Here is a 17,375-nt window from a genome sequence, read left to right as displayed (position 1 = left end):
GGGAACTGCGCGACCAGCCACAGCCGGCCGGCAGTCGGCACTCAGCCGTCGGTCCGGTTCCCGCCTCGCTCAGCGGAGCGTTACGCGGCCTTCGCCTTGGTGGCGTACATGTCCACGTACTCCTGCCCGGACAGCCGCATGACCTCGGTCATCACGGAGTCGGTCACCGCCCGCAGGACGTACCGGTCGCGGTCCATGCCCTCGTACCGGGAGAACTCCATCGCCTCGCCGAAGCGGACCGTGACCCGGCCGGGGCGCGGGAAGCCGGCGCCGCCGGGCTGGATCTTGTCCGTGCCGATGATGGCGAACGGGACGACCGGCGCGCCGGTCATCATGGCCAGCCGGGCGATGCCGGTACGGCCCCGGTAGAGCCGGCCGTCGGGGGAGCGCGTGCCCTCCGGGTAGATGCTGAAGACCTTGCCCTCCTCCAGTACCCGGCGGCCGGTCATCAGCGCCGCGACACCGCCGCGGCCGCCGTCCCGGTCGACCGGGATCATGCCGCAGCCCGTGAAGAACCAGGCCATCAGCCGGCCCTTGAGGCCCTTGCCGGTGACGTACTCGTCCTTGCCGATGAAGAAGACCTGGCGGTCGCAGAAGAGCGGCATGATCATCGAGTCGATGAACGTCAGATGGTTCCCGGCCAGGATCACCGGACCGTCGCCAGGGATGTGCTCCGCGCCCTCCACCCGTGGGCGGAACATCAGGCGCATGATCGGTCCGAGCACTGCCTTGATGAGCGCGAAGCGGGACAACGGGCCCTCCGGGGTCAAGAGAACGGCGAGGCAATCTGTATGAGTCTGTGCAGGTGAGGACATTACTCGCGGCCTGGGGGGTCGTGCACATCGGGCCCGCCGGATTCACCGAGGTCTTACGCACTGTTGACACCCGTTCACCTGCGGTGGCGCCGCGTTTCCCAGCGGTAACCCGAACGGAACGATGTGACGGAGGTCGCGTACCGACCGCGTACCCCGGCCCGCTGCCGTGAAGCCGACAGAGCATCAGACATCTGTTCTCATACGACATCCCCTGTCACCCGCGTGTTCCGCCGCAGGTCTCCCGCCCGCCACGGACCCGCACCTACGATCGGCGCGCATGGTCGGGCCGATGACAGGAGGACGTTCATGGGAACGCGGGAGTCGCAGCACGAGCAGGAGTCGACCGGGCGGACGGGCGGCACCGGACGCCGGGCGCTTCTCGGCGCCGCGGTGCTCGGCGCGGGCGGAGCCGTCCTCGGACTGTCCGGCACGGCGAGAGCGGCGGACGAGGGTTACGGAGGAGCCGGCGGCGTGAAGAGCCTGCCTGTGCCGACGGTCATCGGCCACCGGGGCGCCAGCGGTTACCGCCCGGAGCACACCTTCGGCTCCTACCAGCTCGCCCTCGACCTGGGTGCCGACATCGTCGAGGCGGGCGACCTGGTGCCGACCCGGGACGGCCACCTCGTCTGCCGCCACGAACCGGAGATCGGCGGCACCACCGACGTGGCGAGCCACCCCGAGTTCGCCGGCCGCAGGACCACCAAGCTCCTCGACGGCGTCTCCACCACCGGCTGGTTCACCGAGGACTTCACGCTCGCCGAGCTCAAGAGGCTCCGTGCCATCGAGCGCATCCCGGCCAACCGCCCGCACAACACCCTCTACGACGGCCGCTGGGAGATCCCCACCTTCGAAGAGGTCCTGAAGTGGCAGGACGAGCAGACCCGCAAGCGCGGCAAGCAGGTGTGGATCTACCCCGAGGCCAAGCACCCCACCTACTTCCGCAAGCTGGGCCTCGGCCTGGAGGAGCGGATCGCCGGGCTGCTGCGCAAGCACGGCAAGGACCGCAAGAACTCGCCGGTCATCGTCCAGTCCTTCGAGCCGACCAGCATCCGGCGCCTGAACAAGCTCGTCGGCAACCCGCTGGTGGTACTCCTGTCCGGTGCCGCCAGCCGCCCCTTCGACTTCGTGGAGACCGGCGACCCGCGCACGGTCGCCGACCTCGTCACCCCCAAGGGCCTCAAGGAGATCGCCTCCTACGCCCAGGGCATCGGCCCCACCCTCGACCTGGTCATCCCGCGCGACTCGGCCGGCAACCTCACCGCGCCGACCACCCTGGTCAAGGACGCCCACGCGGCCGGCCTGATCCTCCACCCGTACACCATGCGCAACGAGAACCCCTTCCTGCCCGCGAACTTCCGCAAGGGCACCGACCCCGACGCCTACGGCGACGTCTTCGGCGCCTACCGGACGTACTTCGCGACGGGCATCGACGGCGTCTTCACCGACAACCCCGACACCGGCGTGCTGGCCCGCCAGGACTTCGTCAACCGCTGAGCCACCTGCCCCGGTTGGGGTGACAAGCCGGCCGCCCGGGCAACCCGGAGCCCGGGCGCCGCGTCGCCCTGCGTATGACGTACGACCTCGTGACCACCCTGCGCCCTCTGCTCGCCGCCGAGGCCCTGGCGGAGGCGCATGCCACCGGAACGGAACCGGGCGACCTGGAACAGGCGGTCTGGCTCCGCCTCCTGGAGCACCTGGACACCCAGGGCCCGCCCCTCGACCCGCCCGGCTGGCTCCGCCGAGCCGTCCGCTCCGAGTCCCGCCGCACCCGCCGTACGAGCCGACTCGAACGCCCGTACGGGATCGAGCCGGCCGACGACGGCGGCCGCACCCCCGAACAGCTCGCCCTCGCCTCGGCCCGCCGCCGCGCCCTGTACGACGCCGTACGCCGGCTGCCCGGCCGCTGCCCCCGGCTGATGGCGGCCCTCCTGTCGCCGAGGGACCTCACCTATCGGGAAATCGCGGGGGAGTTGGGTATCTCACAGGGCAGTCTCGGTCCGGAACGTTCCAGATGTCTTGGATGTCTGCGCCGATTGCTCACACCGGAGGTTGCGGCCCGCGGAGCGCGGGGATAGGAGTGAGGGACAACAGGCGATCAGGTGAGCGGGAGGCGTGCGCACATGGGCATGAGCGTGACCATCTCTGCGGCGACCGAGCAGGACGCGGAGCAGATCTTCAGGCTGCAGTACCTGTGCTTCCAGAGCGAAGCCGCTCTCTACGGCAACTACCGCATCGATCCGCTCGTCCAGAGCCTGGACTCCGTCCGCGAGGAGGTCGTCGGGGACTGCGTCTTCGTGGCCAGGCTCGGCGAGGAGGTCGTCGGCTCGGTGCGCGGCGCGGTGACCGAGGACGGCGCCGCCGCCATCGGCAAGCTCTGCGTCCACCCCCGCCTCCAGGGCCACGGCATCGGCGCGAGGCTGTTGCGCGCGGCCGAGTCGGCGCTGGCCGGGGAACGCGGCGCCAAGAAGTTCCGCCTCCACACGGGCCACCGCAGCGAGGGCAACCTGCGCCTGTACCGCCGGGTGGGATACGAGACGGTGGGTACGTCGCGGGGTACGGACGGCGTGGAGATGATCGTCCTGGAAAAGCCGGCGGGGGCTTACGCGGCGACGGCGTGAGGTGAGCGCCCCGTCAGGGGCGCGGCGCCGGGTCGCGCTGCGACTTCGCCGCGTGGGCGCGACCCGCCACGACGGGCCGCGGCCGCCTGGGAACCTCAGGCGGCATCCCCTCGGCGCGCGGCCTTCCGCAGCCAGTACATCGCGGACAACGGCAACAGCACCGGAATGAAGAGGTACCCCACCCCGAAGTCCGACCACACCGTCGCCTCGGGAAACGCCGACGGCTCGACGAGCGTCCACGTCCCGACGCCCAGCACGCCCGCCAACTCGGCCCCGCAGCACACCAACGCCGCCTTGCGGGCCGTCTCCCCGCCCCGCACCAGCGAGTACGTGATGAACCCGTAGACGAGGCCCGCGACCGCGGACAGCGAGTACGCGAGCGGGGCCCGGTCGAAGTCCGTCGAGATCTGCACGGCCGAGCGGGACACCGCCCCGACGACCATCACGCCGTACAGCCAGACCAGCAGCATTCCCGGCCCGCTGATCAGCCGCTGACGCGTCGGCTTGTGCTCCGTCATGGCCACCTCAGCCTCCCCAGATGTCATAGAGACGCACCTCCAGGACCGCCAGCACCACGCCGCCCGCGGCGACCGTCACCGAGCCCCACCGCGTCCGCTCCGCCAGCGACATGAACCCCGCCGCCGGAACGCACGCGAACGCGCCCAGCAGATACGACACGAAGATCGTCGTGCCCTGCTCCGGCTTCTCGCCCCGCGCCAACTGCACGATCCCCACGACCAGCTGGACCAGGGCCAGCACGGAGACCACGGCCATCCCGATGAAGTGCCAGTCCTTGGTCGGCTGATCACGGTACGCGGCCCAGCCGCACCACGCGGCGAGCAGAAGTGCGGCGACGCCGGTCGCGAGCGTCAGGGCAGCAAGCATGCCGCGACCCTATTACGGGCCAAAAGGCCCGATGCGGCCGACCCCGGCGTGCACCGTAGGGTCGAGGACATGAAGATCCACGCACAAGCCCTCCTGTTCGACAACGACGGAACCCTCGTCTCCTCCCTCGCGTCCGTGAACCACTGCTGGACACGGTGGGCCGTGGAGTACGGGATCACGGCCGACGCGTTCGCCCGCGTCGAACTGCACGGCCGGCCGGCCGCGGACATAGCCGCCGACCTGCTGCCCGAGGACGTCGTACCGGAGGCCGTCGCGCGGATCGAGCTGCTGGAGGTCGAGGACGTACCGAACGGAGGCGTGCACCTGCTGCCAGGGACCCGGGCGTTCCTCGACGGGCTCCCCGCCGACCGCTGGGCCGTCGTCACCTCCGCCACCCGGCGCCTCGCCGAGGCCCGGCTCGACGCCGTCGGCATCCTGCCCAAGACGTTGATCGCCGCCGACGACATCACGCGCGGCAAGCCCGACCCCGAGCCCTACCTGCTCGCCGCCCGCCAACTGGGCGTCGACCCGGCCCACTGCGTCGTCTTCGAGGACGCCCCGGCCGGTCTCCAGTCGGGCCGCGCGGCCGGAATGACCACCGTGGCGTTGACCACAACCCACGAGGCCCACGAGCTCACCGCCGACCTCGTGGTCAAGAATCTGTCGGCCCTGTCCGCCCTGGTCACCGACAGGGGAGTCGAGATCTCGGTCGCCGGCTGACGGGTGTCCGCCGCTGTCCAGCATCCGGACAGCGGCACTCTGTCAGGAGCGTAGGTCTGCTTTACTGATCGCATGACCACGACGAGCAGCCGCATCCTTGCGACCGAGGCGACCACGACGCCCGGTGCTCGTTGTATGTGTCGAATGTGCGCCTTCTAGAGGGCCCCTGCACCACCCTGAGCCTCGCGCCCCGAAGCGAGCCGCCGTGGCATGTCCGTACGCCGTAGCGCGTATGTGACCGAGCCTCCCCCACAGCCTGAACGGCGCGGGGGGACCCCATCGCGCACCTGTTCTCCCCGGTTCGCCATGCCACCGCACGAGAACCGTGCCGCGTTCTCCACCGAATGCACCCAGCGCCAGGGCACACCCACGCCCTGCGCACGACAGTGACGGAAACCCACGTGATCACCACATCGGGCCTCACCAAGGTCTACCGCTCACGCGGCCGCGAGGTCACCGCCCTGGACGGCGTCGATCTCCACGTCCGCGAAGGCGAGGTGTACGGCGTCATCGGCCAGTCCGGCGCCGGCAAGTCCTCGCTCATCCGCTGCGTCAACCTGCTGGAGCGCCCCACCGCCGGGACGGTGACCGTCGCCGGGCAGGACCTCACCGCCCTCGCCGGGCGCGGACCCCGGGCCGGCCGCGAGCTGCGCCGCGCGCGCAGCCGTATCGGCATGGTCTTCCAGCACTTCAACCTGCTGTCGACGCGGACCGTGCAGGACAACGTCGAGCTGCCGCTCGAAATCCTCGGGACGTCGGGCCAGGAGCGCTCCCGCAAGGCCCTGGAACTGCTCGACCTCGTCGGTCTCGCCGACAAGGCGAAGGCCTACCCGGCCCAGCTCTCCGGCGGCCAGAAGCAGCGCGTCGGCATCGCCCGCGCCCTGGCCGGCGACCCCAAGGTCCTGCTGTCCGACGAGGCGACCAGCGCCCTCGACCCGGAGACCACCCGCTCCATCCTCCAGCTGCTGCGCGACCTGAACCGGCAGCTGGGACTGACCGTCCTGCTCATCACCCACGAAATGGACGTCGTGAAGTCGATCTGCGACTCGGCCGCCCTGATGGACAAGGGCCGCCTCGTCGAGTCCGGCACGGTCAGCGAGCTGCTCGCGACCCCCGGTTCCGAGCTGGCCGCCGCGCTGTTCCCGGTGGGCGGCGAGGCCTCCGGCGCCGACCGCACCATCGTCGACGTCACCTTCCAGGGCGAGGCGGCGACCCAGCCGGTCATCTCCCAGCTCTCCCGCACCTACAACATCGACATCTCGATCCTCGGCGCCGCCATCGACACCGTCGGCGGCCTCCAGGTCGGCCGGATGCGCATCGAACTGCCCGGCCGCTATGACGACAACGTCGTGCCGATCGGCTTCCTGCGCGAACAGGGCCTCCAGATAGACGTGCTGGGCCAGGAGCCCCTGCTGGTGAAGGAAGGTGCCCAGTGACCTGGGCTGAATTTTCGGCGAGGCAGCCCCTGCTGGAGCAGGCGTGTTGGGACACCCTCTACATGGTCGGCTGGTCCACCGTGATCGCCGTCGTCGGCGGCCTCCCGCTCGGCGTCCTCCTCGTCCTCACCGACCGGGGCGGACTGCTCCAGAACGTCGTCGCGAACAAGGTCATCGGGCAGGTCGTGAACATCGCCCGCTCGATGCCGTTCATCATCCTGATGGTCGCGCTGATGAACTTCACGCGCTCGATCACCGGAACGACCATCGGCCGCGAGGCCGCGATCGTGCCGCTCGCCATCGGCGCGATCCCCTTCTTCGCGCGCCTGGTCGAGACGGCCGTCCGGGAAGTGGACGGCGGGCTCGTCGAGGCCGTCCAGGCGATGGGCGGCAACACCTGGACGGTGGTGCGGAGGGTCCTCGTCCCCGAGTCCCTGCCATCGCTGATCTCCAGCACCACGACCACGATCGTCGCCCTCATCGGCTACTCCGCGATGGCCGGCACGGTCGGCGCCGGCGGCCTCGGCGACATCGCCATCCGGTACGGCTACCAGCGCTTCGAGACCGAGCTGATGTGGATCACCGTGGCGATCCTCGCCGTGGTCATCTCGGTCATCCAGTTCGCCGGCGACTACGCGGCCCGCTCCCTGCACCGGCGTGCCGGCAAGGCCGGTCCCGCGCCCCGGCTGCGCCTGCTGAAGGCGAAGGACCCGGCGACCGCCGACGTCGGCAAGGTCGCCTGAAACCCCTCCCGGACTCCCCGCACACCCACCGCGGGGTCGCACCACCCATAAGGAAAGGCACTTTTCGTGCGTAACACCACCAAGATCGGCACTGCCGTCCTCGCCGCCGGAGCCCTCACCCTCGGACTCACCGCATGCGGCTCGGACCAGGACTCCGCCTCCGACACCAGCGGACCGCTGGTCGTCGCCGCGAGCCCGACCCCGCACGCCGAGATCCTGAATCACGTCAAGGACAACCTGGCGAAGAAGGCGGGACTCGACCTGGAGGTCAAGGAGTTCACCGACTACACGACGCAGAACCCCGCGACCGAAGACGGTTCGGTGGACGCCAACTACTTCCAGAACAAGCCGTACCTCGACGACTTCAACCAGAAGAACGGCACCGACATCGTGCCCGTCGTCACGGTCCACCTGGAACCGCTCGGCCTCTACTCCCACAAGGTCAAGAGCGTCGACGCCCTGAAGAGGGGTGCCACCGTCGCCGTCCCGAACGACACGGTCAACGAGGCCCGCGCACTCAAGCTGCTCGACGCCAACGGGATCATCACGCTCAAGGACGGCGTCGGCAACGAGGCGACCCCCTCCGACATCAGCAAGAACCCCAGGAACCTCGAGTTCAAGGAGCTGGAGGCGGCCCAGACCCCGCGCTCCCTGGACGACGTGGACGCGGCCGTCATCAACGGCAACTACGCCATCGAGGCCGACCTGAAGCCCGCCGAGAACGCCCTCGTCCTGGAGTCGGCGAAGAACAACCCGTACGGCAACTTCCTGGCCGTGAAGAAGGGCAACGAGGACGACCCCCGGGTCAGGAAGCTCGCGAAGCTCCTCACCTCCGCCGAAGTCAGGAAGTTCATCGAGGACGAGTACGCCGAGTCCGTGCTCGCGTCCTTCTGACGGGGCGTATACGGCGTATCACCACCGACGGGGTCCGCTCCTTCCCCTCCTTCACCGGGTGGAGGCCCCCCACGCCCTCCGGGCAGTGGGGGAGGACCCCGTCGTGCGGTTCGGTGCTTTCATGCTGCATGCTGGGCAGTTCAGCAGGCTGAAGGTTTCCCGACGGTTACGGAGCGGCGCATGACTGGCACCTTCCCCAACATCTCCATCAGCACGGAGCGGTTGGTGCTGCGTCCCCTCGACGAGGACGACGTGCCTGCCCTGGCCGAGATGATGAACGACGAGCAGGTGGCCGCCTGGACCGACCTCCCCCAGCCCTTCGGTGAGGACGCCGCCCGCACCTGGATCACCGCGTACGCGCCCGCCGAACGCGAGGCGGGCCGCGGACTCGCCCTCGCCGTCACCGAGTTCCTCACCCAGCGCCTGGTCGGCGTCATCCAGCTCGGCAGGACGAACTGGCACATCAGGTCCACCGAACTGTCCTACGTCATCGCCCCCTGGGCCCGCGGCGAGGGCTACGCCTCGGAGGCCGCCCTCGCCACCGCCCAGTGGCTCCTGCGCGACCAGAAACTCGAGCGCATCGAGCTGCGCACCGCGGCCGACAACACCGCCTCCCAGCAGGTCGCCCAGAAGATCGGCTGCATCAGCGAGGGCGTCCTGCGCAACGCCTGCATAGCGCACGTCCGCGCCGAGGACGGCACCTGGGCCGATGTCCGCACCGACTTCATCGTGTGGAGTCTCCTCCCGGAGGACCTCGACGGCGCGGGCGAGCAGCTGTCCGACTCCGACGGTTTCACGTCGTTCTCGGACTGGAACTGACCTAGGGCACCGCCGCCCCCGGCCCATTCCACCAGGTACCCTCAGAACCCGCCGGGCTGCCCCTGACAACCTGCGCAAACCCCCTGGAGACTGAGAGACGATGGCCGACCGGGTCACGGTGATCGGCTGGGACGGCTCGCCGCTGACCGCCGCGGCACGCTCCGCCCTCAGCGCCGCCACGCTGGTGGCCGGTGCCGCCCACCACCTGGCGCTCCCCGAAGTACCGCCCGGCGCCGAGCGCATCCGCCTCGGCAGCGTCGCCCTCGCCGCCCGCCGTGCCGCCGGCCACCGCGGCACCGCGGTCGTCCTCGCCGACGGCGATCCCGGCTTCTTCGGTGTCGTACGCACCCTGCGCGCGCCCGAGTTCGGGCTGGAGGTGGAAGTCGTCCCCGCCGTCTCCCCGGTGGCCACCGCCTTCGCCCGCGCCGGCATGCCCTGGGATGACGCCCAGGTGGTCGTCGCACACCGCCGCACCCTGCGCCGCGCGGTGAACGTGTGCCGCGCCCACACCAAGGTCGCCGTTCTCACCTCACCGGGCGCCGGCCCCGCCGAACTCGGCCTGCTCCTGGAAGGCGTCCACCGCACCTTCGTCATCTGCGAGGAACTCGGCACCGACCGCGAGCAGATCACCGTCGTCACCTCCGACAAGGCCGCCGACCACACCTGGCGCGACCCGAACGTGGTCATCGTCATCGGCGGAACCGTCGGACCCGGTGTGGCGAGGGAGGACGGCGGCTGGATCGCCGGCCGGGCCCCGGACACCGCACCGCGCGGCTGGGCCCTGCCCGCCGAGGCGTACGGGGGTGACCTGGGCGAAGGTGAGGCGGAGGTGCTTCGCGCCGCCCAACTCGCCCGGCTCGGACCGCGCGTCGGTGACCTCGTGTGGGACATCGGCTGCGGCAGCGGTGCCTTCGCCACCGAGGCGGCACGGGCCGGGGCGGCCGTCATCGCCGTCGACCGGGACCTGGAGGCGTGCGCACGCACCGAGGCCGCCGCACGCGGCTTCGGGGTGCAGTTGCAGATCGTGCGCGGCACCGCCCCGCACGTCCTGGAGGACCTGCCCGAACCGGACGTCGTCCGCGTCGGCGGCGGGGGAGCGGCGGTGGTCTCGGCCGTGGCCGACCGCCGTCCGCACCGCATCGTGACGCACGCGGCGACCCGTGACGCGGCCGAACTCGTCGGCCGCGACCTGACCGAGCACGGCTATCAGGTCGAGTGCGCCCTCGTTCAGTCCGTCGAACTCGACACACGTGCCTGGACGGAGACCGAGCGGAGCGTCGCGTTCCTGCTCAGCGGCCTGCTGCCGGACCGCAAGGCCTGACTCCGGTCGCGTCCCGCATCCTGTCCCCGTGATCCTGTTGTCGTACTGCGCGCGGTAGGCTGGCCGATCGTTGTACCGCACTCGGATGCCCGACACTTCGTCGGTCAATGTCCGGAAAACACGCCCCTTTTGGAGTGGGTGTGGTACGGCAGAACCGGAGGACGCGCAACGTGGCGCAGTCCACAGCGGGCCGTCGCGGATCAAGCTGTCGTGACGGCGCAACGGCCGCGACAATGCCAGTTAATGGCTTTGTCGTCTTTTGGCGACGGGTCGTTCGTGCCGCTGGGCACGCACGCTCGTTCTTCACTGTGGGGCGGTCGGTGCGCCGTTCCGGGTGAGCCGGCCGAAGAAGCACTAACCGATGGGCGAGGGGTTACGCATGACCGACACCGGCCAGGTTCCGGGCGAGGGACTGCCGGAGAGCGCAGGCATGGTGGAGCAGCCGGGCGCCCCCGCGCACGGTGCGTACACCTACCTCTCCGAGACCACCGCCGAGGACGAAGACCTGTTGCTGCTGCCGGGCGCCCAGGGCGCTTGGGGCAACGAGGTCGCCCCGCCCGCGCCGGAGCCGGTCGTCGAGACCGTGCACGAGCCCGGCCCGCACGAGATGTCCGGCCGCGACAGCGGTTCGGTCGACCTCAACGGCTTCCGCCTCCCCAACCCGGTGCCGCAGTCGCTGCAGACCCCGCCCCGCCGCCCCCTGCACCTCGGCCCGCCCATCCCCGACGCCTCCGCGAGCCCGGTCCGCTCCCTCGCCGACCGCGGCGCCGTCGGAGCGCCGGTACGGCCGTCCGGCCCGGGCGCGACCGGCCCCGAATACCTCGACGTCCCGCAACAGCTCCGCGAGACGCCGCCCCAGGGCGCGACGCCGTGGGGCGCGGCCCCGGTCCACGGCGCGGTCCAGGCACCGGTGAGCCCCGAGGCCGCGACTGCCGAAACGGTTGTTCCGGCGCCGGACCACGCGGCAGAGCAGGCAGGCGCGGCCCAGGCCACGCTGACCCGCCTCGCGACCGAGACCGCCACACCGACGGCTCCGCAGACCGCGACCGCCGTTCACGCGCCGCCGCTCGCGGACGTGAGCACCGGGACGAACGGAGCGGAGCCCCTGGAGGGCCAGGGCGGTGCTGTCGCTCCGGCCCCGGACGGCCAGGCCTCCGGGCCCGGGCAGGTTCCGGAGGGTCAGGACGGCGAGTTCGCGCACGCCTTGGACGGTCAGGGCGGCGAGGTCCCGTCGGCTCCGGAAGGCGAGGGCGACGCGGTCGCCGAGGCTCCGGAGGGTCAGGGCTCCGGGCTCGCGCAGTCTCCGGAGGCTCACGACGAGGGCTTCGCGCAGGTTCCGGACGGGCAGGGCGGCGACTTCCCGCAGTCCCCGGAGGGGCAGGGCGGCGACTTCCCGCAGTCCCCGGACGGGCAGGGCGGCGACTTCCCGCAGTCCCCGGACGGGCACGGCGAGGGGGCCGCTCAGGCTGCGGAGCCTCCAGCGGATACGACGCCGCAGGCTTCCGAGGATCACGACGGGGGATTCGTTCCGCTGCTCCAGGATGCCGGCGGACACGGCGCGCCGACCGCGGAAGGCCAGGAGGGCGGGTACGCCGCACAGGCTCCGCAGGGCGCCGAGGTCGCGCCCGGTGACGAGGCCGTGCCGGTCGATGACGCCCCGCGGACCTCCGCGGAATCACGTATTCCGGATGCCGGGCCGATGCCCGAGGCCCTAGCGGCCCCGGACGCCGCCCAGGCCCCGGTGACCGTGCCGACGTCGGACGAGGGACAGGCGCTGGGCCTCGTACCGGACCGGATTGCTGCCGCCGCACAGGCCGAGCAGCCGGCGGGGCCGGCCACGGACGGCGGCCAGCCGGAGCCGGCCGACGCCGCGGCCGACGCCGGCCAGGAGCCGGGATTCGACGCCGGTCAGGTACCGACAGCCGACACCGTCGTGAACACCGAGCAGGGCTTCGCAGCCGCTCCCGCTTCCGACGCCGTACAGGAGCCTGAAGCCGCGCACCCGGCCGAGACCGACCCGGCGCCTGAACCCGCCCCGGTGTTCGAGCCCGCACCGGTCGCCGAAGCCGCCGCCTCCGACATCCCGCCCGTGCCCGAGGCGATCACCTCGGGCATCGCGCCGGATTCCGAGTACGCCCCCGCACAGCCCACCGGTGCCGACGCGACTCCGGACGCCGCGCAGGCTTTGGCCCCCGACCCCTCGGCGAACGTGGCCCGGCTTCCCGAAGCCCCGGCCCAAGACGCCTCACCGCTTCCCGAGGCCGCCGTGCAGCCCGGCGAAGCCCCCGCCGCCGAGGCCGCGCCCCCGGCTCCCGAAGCCGTGCCGTTCCCGGCCGCCCCGGACGCCGAAACAGCGGCGCCGCAGCCCGCGGACGGCCCCACGGCACCCGTCGAAGAGGTCCCCGCAGCAGTGACTCCCGAGCCGTCTCCCCAGTACGCGGCAGCCGACCAGGCCGCGCAGGGCCCTCAACTCGTCCAGGCCGCGCCCCTCGCGCGGGAGGACTTCGGGACGACCGCCGCGGACCCCTTCCCGGACGCGGCAGTCCAGTTCGCCCCGGACGGCTCGGCGGAGGCGACCGCCCCTCAGCCGCAGGGTGCCGAACCGGAGTCCCACGCCGACCAGCCCTTGGGCCGGTTCGTCCAGGTCGAGGGCTCGGTGCCGACCACTCCGCACCTCGCGCCGACGCCCCCGCATGCCACGGCCCTCCCCCCGGAGGACACGGCAGCGGTCCCCGCACCCCGCGAGGGCCACCCCGACCCCGTACAGCAAGCGGAGGACCTGAACACCAGGGCCGCCGACCAGGAAGACCAGCAGGACGAGCAAGCCCAGCAGAACCAGCAAGACCGGCAGGACCAGGAAGAAATGAGCACGGCGCCAGTGGAAGACGTACGACAGTCCACCGGCCCGGCCGCGCCCGCCTACAACGACGCCGAGCGCGAGGCCGTCCTCAAGGTCATGCGCGAGCGCCGTGACATCCGCAACGGCTTCCGCAGCGACCCGATCCCGCACGAGGTGCTGCTCCGCGTGCTGGAGGCGGCCCACACCGCCCCCTCCGTGGGCCACTCGCAGCCCTGGGACTTCGTCGTCATCCGCTCGGCGGAGACCCGGAGCAGCATGCACGACCTGGCCATGCGCCAGCGTGACGCCTACGCGAAGTCCCTTCCCAAGGGCCGGGCGAAGCAGTTCAAGGAACTGAAGATCGAGGCGATCCTCGACACCCCGGTGAACATCGTGGTCACCGCCGACCCGACCCGCGGCGGCCGCCACACCCTCGGCCGGCACACCCAGCCGCAGATGGCCCCGTACTCCGCCGCGCTCGCGGTCGAGAACCTCTGGCTCGCCGCCCGCGCCGAGGGCCTCGGTGTCGGCTGGGTCAGCTTCTTCGACGAGCGCGAGATGGTCCGCGCCCTCGGCCTGCCCGATCACCTCGAAGTCATCGCGTACCTCTGCGTGGGCTATGTCGACGAGTTCCCGGACGAGCCGGAGCTGATGCAGGCCGGCTGGTCCAAGCGCCGCCCGCTGTCGTGGGTCGTCCACGAGGAGACGTACGGCCGTCGCGCGCTGCCCGGCGAGGAGCCGCACGACCTGCTCGGCGAGACCGTCGCGCAGATCCGCCCGCTGGACGCCAAGGCGCTCGGCGAGGCGTGGGAGCGGCAGAAGCGCATGACGAAGCCGCCCGGCTCGCTCGGCATGCTGGAGATCATCTCCGCGCAGCTGTCCGGCCTGTCCCGCCAGTGCCCGCCGCCCATCCCGGAGCCCGCGGCCGTCGCGATCTTCGCCGGTGACCACGGGGTGCACGCCCAGGGGGTCACCCCCTGGCCGCAGGAGGTGACGGCCCAGATGGTCGCCAACTTCCTCGGCGGCGGAGCCGTCTGCAACGCCTTCGCGGCCCAGGTGGGCGCCGAGGTCTGCGTCATCGACGTCGGCGTGGCGGCCGAGCTCCCCGCGACCCCCGGGCTCCTTCCGCGCAAGATCCGCGCGGGCACCTCCGACATGACCACCGGCCCCGCGATGACCCGCGAGGAGGCCAAGCAGGCCATCGAGGTGGGCATCGAGACGGCCCGCGACCTGGTGGCGGCCGGCAACAAGGCCCTGCTCACCGGCGAGATGGGCATCGCCAACACCACCGCGTCCGCCGCCCTGATCTCGGTCTACACGGACGCGGACCCGGCCGAGGTGACGGGCCGCGGCACCGGCATCAACGACGAGACCCTCGCCCGCAAGACCGAGGTCGTCCGCCGGGCCATCGAACTCCACCAGCCGGACCCGGCCGACCCCATCGGCGTCCTCGCCGCGATCGGCGGCTTCGAACACGCCGCCATCGTCGGCCTCCTCCTCGGCGGCGCCTCCCTGCGTACGCCGGTGATCCTGGACGGCGTCAGCGCCGGCGCCGCCGCCCTGGTCGCCCGCGCGATCGCCCCCGAGGTCCTCGCGGCCTGCATCGCCGGCCACCGCAGCGCCGAGCCCGGCCACGTGGCGGCCCTCAACAAGCTGGGCCTGCGCCCCCTGGTCGACCTCGACCTCCGCCTGGGAGAGGGCACGGGCGCGCTGCTCGCGCTCCCGCTGGTGCAGAGCACGGCGAGAGCGATGCACGAGGTGGCGACCTTCGACTCCGCAGGGGTGACCGAGAAGTAGGCGCCCGTGGTCCGTGGGCAGTCGTTCCGCAGGGCGATGGGGGAGGGTGGGCGCGGACCACACCACCCGCAGAACCACCCGCAGACGGCGACGGTGCTCATCCACTGGACCACCTGAGCCATCACACCCCCTTGCCCCGTAAAATCCGCACGTCAGGGCCACCGCACCGCACCGAGGAGCAGCACCCTCATGGCCGAACACCCCGCCTACCCCGTAGGCCTCCGCCTCACCGGCCGCAGGGTCGTCGTCCTCGGCGGCGGCCAGGTCGCGCAGCGCCGGCTCCCGGCCCTGATCGCAGCAGGCGCCGACATCCACCTCGTGTCTCCCACGGCGACCCCCTCGGTCGAGGCGATGGCGGACACGGGCGAGATCACCTGGCAGCGACGCCCGTATGCCGACGGAGACCTCGCCAACGCCTGGTACGCCCTGATCGCCACCAGCGACCCGGAGGCCAACACCCGCGCCTCCGCCGAGGCGGAGACCCACCGCGTGTGGTGCGTCCGCTCCGACGACGCCGACGCGGCGACCGCCTGGACCCCGGCCACCGGCACCAGCGAGGGCGTCACGGTGGCGGTCCTCACCACGAACGCGCGCGGCCGCGACCCCCGCCACACCGCCGCCATCCGTGACGCGGTCGTCGAGGGCCTGCGCGACGGCACCCTCGTCGCCCCGCACCACCGCACCCGCACCACCGGCGTCGCCCTGGTCGGCGGCGGCCCCGGCGACCCGGACCTGATCACGGTCCGCGGCCGCCGCCTGCTCGCCGAGGCCGACGTCGTCATCGCCGACCGCCTCGGCCCGCGCGACCTCCTCGCCGAACTCCCCCCGCATGTCGAGGTCATCGACGCCGCGAAGATCCCGTACGGCCGTTTCATGGCCCAGGAGGCCATCAACAACGCGCTGATCGAGCACGCGAAGCAGGGCAAGTCGGTCGTAAGGCTGAAGGGTGGCGACCCGTACGTCTTCGGCCGCGGCATGGAGGAACTCCAGGCCCTCGCCGAGGCCGGCATCCCCTGCACCGTCGTCCCCGGCATCTCCAGCTCGATCTCGGTGCCCGGCGCGGCCGGTATCCCGGTCACCCACCGCGGGGTCGCCCACGAGTTCACCGTGGTCAGCGGTCATGTCACCCCCGACGACGAGCGCTCCCTGGTCGACTGGCCGTCCCTCGCCAAGCTGACCGGCACCCTCGTGATCCTGATGGGCGTCGACAAGATCGGCAGGATCGCCGAAACCCTGGTGGCCCACGGCAAGTCCCCGGACACCCCGGTCGCCCTCGTACAGGAGGGCACCACGGCGGCCCAACGCCGGGTCGACGCCACGCTCGCGACGGTCGCCGAGACGGTACGGACCCAGGATGTGAAGCCGCCGGCCGTCATCGTCGTCGGAGAGGTCGTCACGGTGGGTCCGCGGACCTCCGAGTAACCCGGGGTAACACAACCCGTCCCCAGCCGTTGGCACCGCACCCAGGACAAGGCAGTATCACCCTGTGGCCGATCTCATCACCGTCGAAGACCCCGACGACCCGTGCCTGAACGACTACACGGGCCTGACCGACGTCGAACTGCGCCGCAAGCGCGAGCCGGCCGAGGGCCTGTTCATCGCCGAAGGCGAGAAGGTCATCCGGCGGGCCAAGGACGCCGGTTACGAGATGCGTTCGATGCTGCTGTCCGCGAAGTGGGTCGACGTCATGCGGGACGTGATCGACGAACTCCCGGCCCCGGTGTACGCGGTCAGCCCGGAGGTCGCCGAACAGGTCACCGGCTACCACGTGCACCGCGGCGCGCTCGCCTCGATGCAGCGCAAGCCACTGCCCACCGCGGCGGACCTCCTCCAGACCGCCCGCCGGGTCGTCGTCATGGAGTCGGTCAACGACCACACCAACATCGGCGCGATCTTCCGCTCGGCCGCCGCCCTCGGCATGGACGCGGTCCTGCTCTCCCCGGACTGCGCCGACCCCCTGTACCGCCGCAGCGTGAAGGTGTCCATGGGTGCGGTCTTCTCCGTGCCGTACGCCCGTCTCGACACCTGGCCCAGGGGCCTGGAGTCGGTCCGCGAGGCGGGCTTCACCCTCCTCGCCCTCACCCCGGACCCCAAGGCCAGAACCCTCGACGAAGCCGCCCCCCACAAGATGGACCGGGTGGCCCTGATGCTCGGCGCCGAGGGCGACGGCCTCTCCACCCAGGCCCTGGTCGCCGCCGACGAATGGGTGCGCATCCCCATGGCCCACGGAGTCGACTCCCTCAACGTGGGCGCGGCGGCCGCGGTCGCCTTCTACGCCGTGGCGACGGGCCGCCCCGAGCTCTAGTGCCGCGGCAGGCGACTGTGCGGGGCGTCGAGACGGGGCCAACGTTGCCTTACGCGGCGCCACACCGTCACCGACCGGGCGGGAAGCGCCTAGTGTCCTGCGCCAGAGATCCGTCGGCAGAAGCGGGCGAGGGAATCGAGGATCTCTTCGGCGGTCTTGGTCCAGATGAACGGCTTGGGGTCT

Annotated in this window: 15 protein-coding genes; 12 read left to right on the top strand and 3 right to left on the bottom strand. The window is 71.7% G+C overall.

Annotation, left to right across the window (positions count from 1 at the left end):
• Window positions 1–80 precede the first annotated feature (80 nt).
• A complete protein-coding gene (locus tag ACZ5XS_RS40515) occupies window positions 81–752 on the bottom strand; it encodes a lysophospholipid acyltransferase family protein (RefSeq protein ID WP_468660104.1) in 672 nt (223 codons plus the stop codon).
• Window positions 753–1,121: 369 nt separating this feature from the next.
• Between ACZ5XS_RS40515 and ACZ5XS_RS40510 the strand changes: the two genes are divergently transcribed.
• The 3 genes from ACZ5XS_RS40510 to ACZ5XS_RS40500 all read left to right on the top strand — a co-directional run bounded on the left by ACZ5XS_RS40510 (window position 1,122) and on the right by ACZ5XS_RS40500 (window position 3,433).
• Entirely contained in the window at window positions 1,122–2,309 is a 1,188-nt protein-coding gene (locus ACZ5XS_RS40510; protein ID WP_468660102.1) for a glycerophosphodiester phosphodiesterase, read from the top strand.
• A 74-nt stretch (window positions 2,310–2,383) separates the two neighbouring features.
• A complete protein-coding gene (locus ACZ5XS_RS40505) occupies window positions 2,384–2,890 on the top strand; it encodes an RNA polymerase sigma factor (RefSeq protein ID WP_468660101.1) in 507 nt (168 codons plus the stop codon).
• Between the two features lie 45 nt (window positions 2,891–2,935).
• A complete protein-coding gene (locus ACZ5XS_RS40500; RefSeq protein WP_468660099.1) occupies window positions 2,936–3,433 on the top strand; it encodes a GNAT family N-acetyltransferase in 498 nt (165 codons plus the stop codon).
• Between the two features lie 95 nt (window positions 3,434–3,528).
• Here ACZ5XS_RS40500 and ACZ5XS_RS40495 read toward each other — a convergent pair whose 3' ends face one another.
• On the bottom strand, window positions 3,529–3,978 hold the full coding sequence (locus ACZ5XS_RS40495; RefSeq protein WP_468660097.1) for a hypothetical protein: 450 nt from the start codon (window positions 3,976–3,978) through the stop codon (window positions 3,529–3,531).
• Window positions 3,959–4,318: a hypothetical protein gene (locus tag ACZ5XS_RS40490; protein WP_217239680.1), complete on the bottom strand. Its 360-nt coding sequence runs from the start codon at window positions 4,316–4,318 to the stop codon at window positions 3,959–3,961. Before ACZ5XS_RS40490 ends, ACZ5XS_RS40495 begins: the two co-directional genes overlap by 20 nt.
• Window positions 4,319–4,387: 69 nt before the next feature.
• On the opposite strand from ACZ5XS_RS40490, the gene ACZ5XS_RS40485 reads away from it, so the two are divergent.
• The 9 genes from ACZ5XS_RS40485 to ACZ5XS_RS40445 all read left to right on the top strand — a co-directional run bounded on the left by ACZ5XS_RS40485 (window position 4,388) and on the right by ACZ5XS_RS40445 (window position 17,192).
• Window positions 4,388–5,038: an HAD family hydrolase gene (locus ACZ5XS_RS40485; protein ID WP_468660095.1), complete on the top strand. Its 651-nt coding sequence runs from the start codon at window positions 4,388–4,390 to the stop codon at window positions 5,036–5,038.
• 344 nt (window positions 5,039–5,382) lie between these two features.
• Window positions 5,383–6,474: a methionine ABC transporter ATP-binding protein gene (locus tag ACZ5XS_RS40480; protein ID WP_468660094.1), complete on the top strand. Its 1,092-nt coding sequence runs from the start codon at window positions 5,383–5,385 to the stop codon at window positions 6,472–6,474.
• Window positions 6,471–7,217, top strand: a complete 747-nt coding sequence (locus ACZ5XS_RS40475) for a methionine ABC transporter permease (protein WP_468660092.1) — start codon at window positions 6,471–6,473, stop codon at window positions 7,215–7,217. The genes ACZ5XS_RS40480 and ACZ5XS_RS40475 overlap by 4 nt, the downstream gene beginning before the upstream one ends.
• Window positions 7,218–7,283: 66 nt before the next feature.
• On the top strand, window positions 7,284–8,111 hold the full coding sequence (locus ACZ5XS_RS40470; RefSeq protein ID WP_468660090.1) for a MetQ/NlpA family ABC transporter substrate-binding protein: 828 nt from the start codon (window positions 7,284–7,286) through the stop codon (window positions 8,109–8,111).
• A 180-nt stretch (window positions 8,112–8,291) separates the two neighbouring features.
• Window positions 8,292–8,930 carry a GNAT family N-acetyltransferase gene (locus ACZ5XS_RS40465; RefSeq protein WP_468660088.1) on the top strand — a complete coding sequence of 213 codons (639 nt, stop codon included), beginning with the start codon at window positions 8,292–8,294 and terminating at the stop codon, window positions 8,928–8,930.
• Window positions 8,931–9,030: 100 nt separating this feature from the next.
• Window positions 9,031–10,251: a precorrin-6y C5,15-methyltransferase (decarboxylating) subunit CbiE gene (cbiE, locus tag ACZ5XS_RS40460; protein ID WP_468660086.1), complete on the top strand. Its 1,221-nt coding sequence runs from the start codon at window positions 9,031–9,033 to the stop codon at window positions 10,249–10,251.
• Between the two features lie 379 nt (window positions 10,252–10,630).
• Window positions 10,631–14,887 carry a nicotinate-nucleotide--dimethylbenzimidazole phosphoribosyltransferase gene (cobT, locus tag ACZ5XS_RS40455; RefSeq protein WP_468660084.1) on the top strand — a complete coding sequence of 1,419 codons (4,257 nt, stop codon included), beginning with the start codon at window positions 10,631–10,633 and terminating at the stop codon, window positions 14,885–14,887.
• Between the two features lie 189 nt (window positions 14,888–15,076).
• Window positions 15,077–16,309, top strand: coding sequence for a uroporphyrinogen-III C-methyltransferase (gene cobA / locus ACZ5XS_RS40450; RefSeq protein ID WP_468660082.1), 1,233 nt, complete (start codon window positions 15,077–15,079; stop codon window positions 16,307–16,309).
• A 64-nt stretch (window positions 16,310–16,373) separates the two neighbouring features.
• Entirely contained in the window at window positions 16,374–17,192 is an 819-nt protein-coding gene (locus ACZ5XS_RS40445; RefSeq protein WP_468660080.1) for a TrmH family RNA methyltransferase, read from the top strand.
• Window positions 17,193–17,375: the final 183 nt, after the last annotated feature.

The sequence above is a fragment of the Streptomyces sp. NPDC033131 genome, from assembly GCF_055578365.1.
The sequence above is the reverse complement of the archived record's forward strand: the minus strand, read 5'-3'. Positions and strand labels throughout refer to the sequence as shown.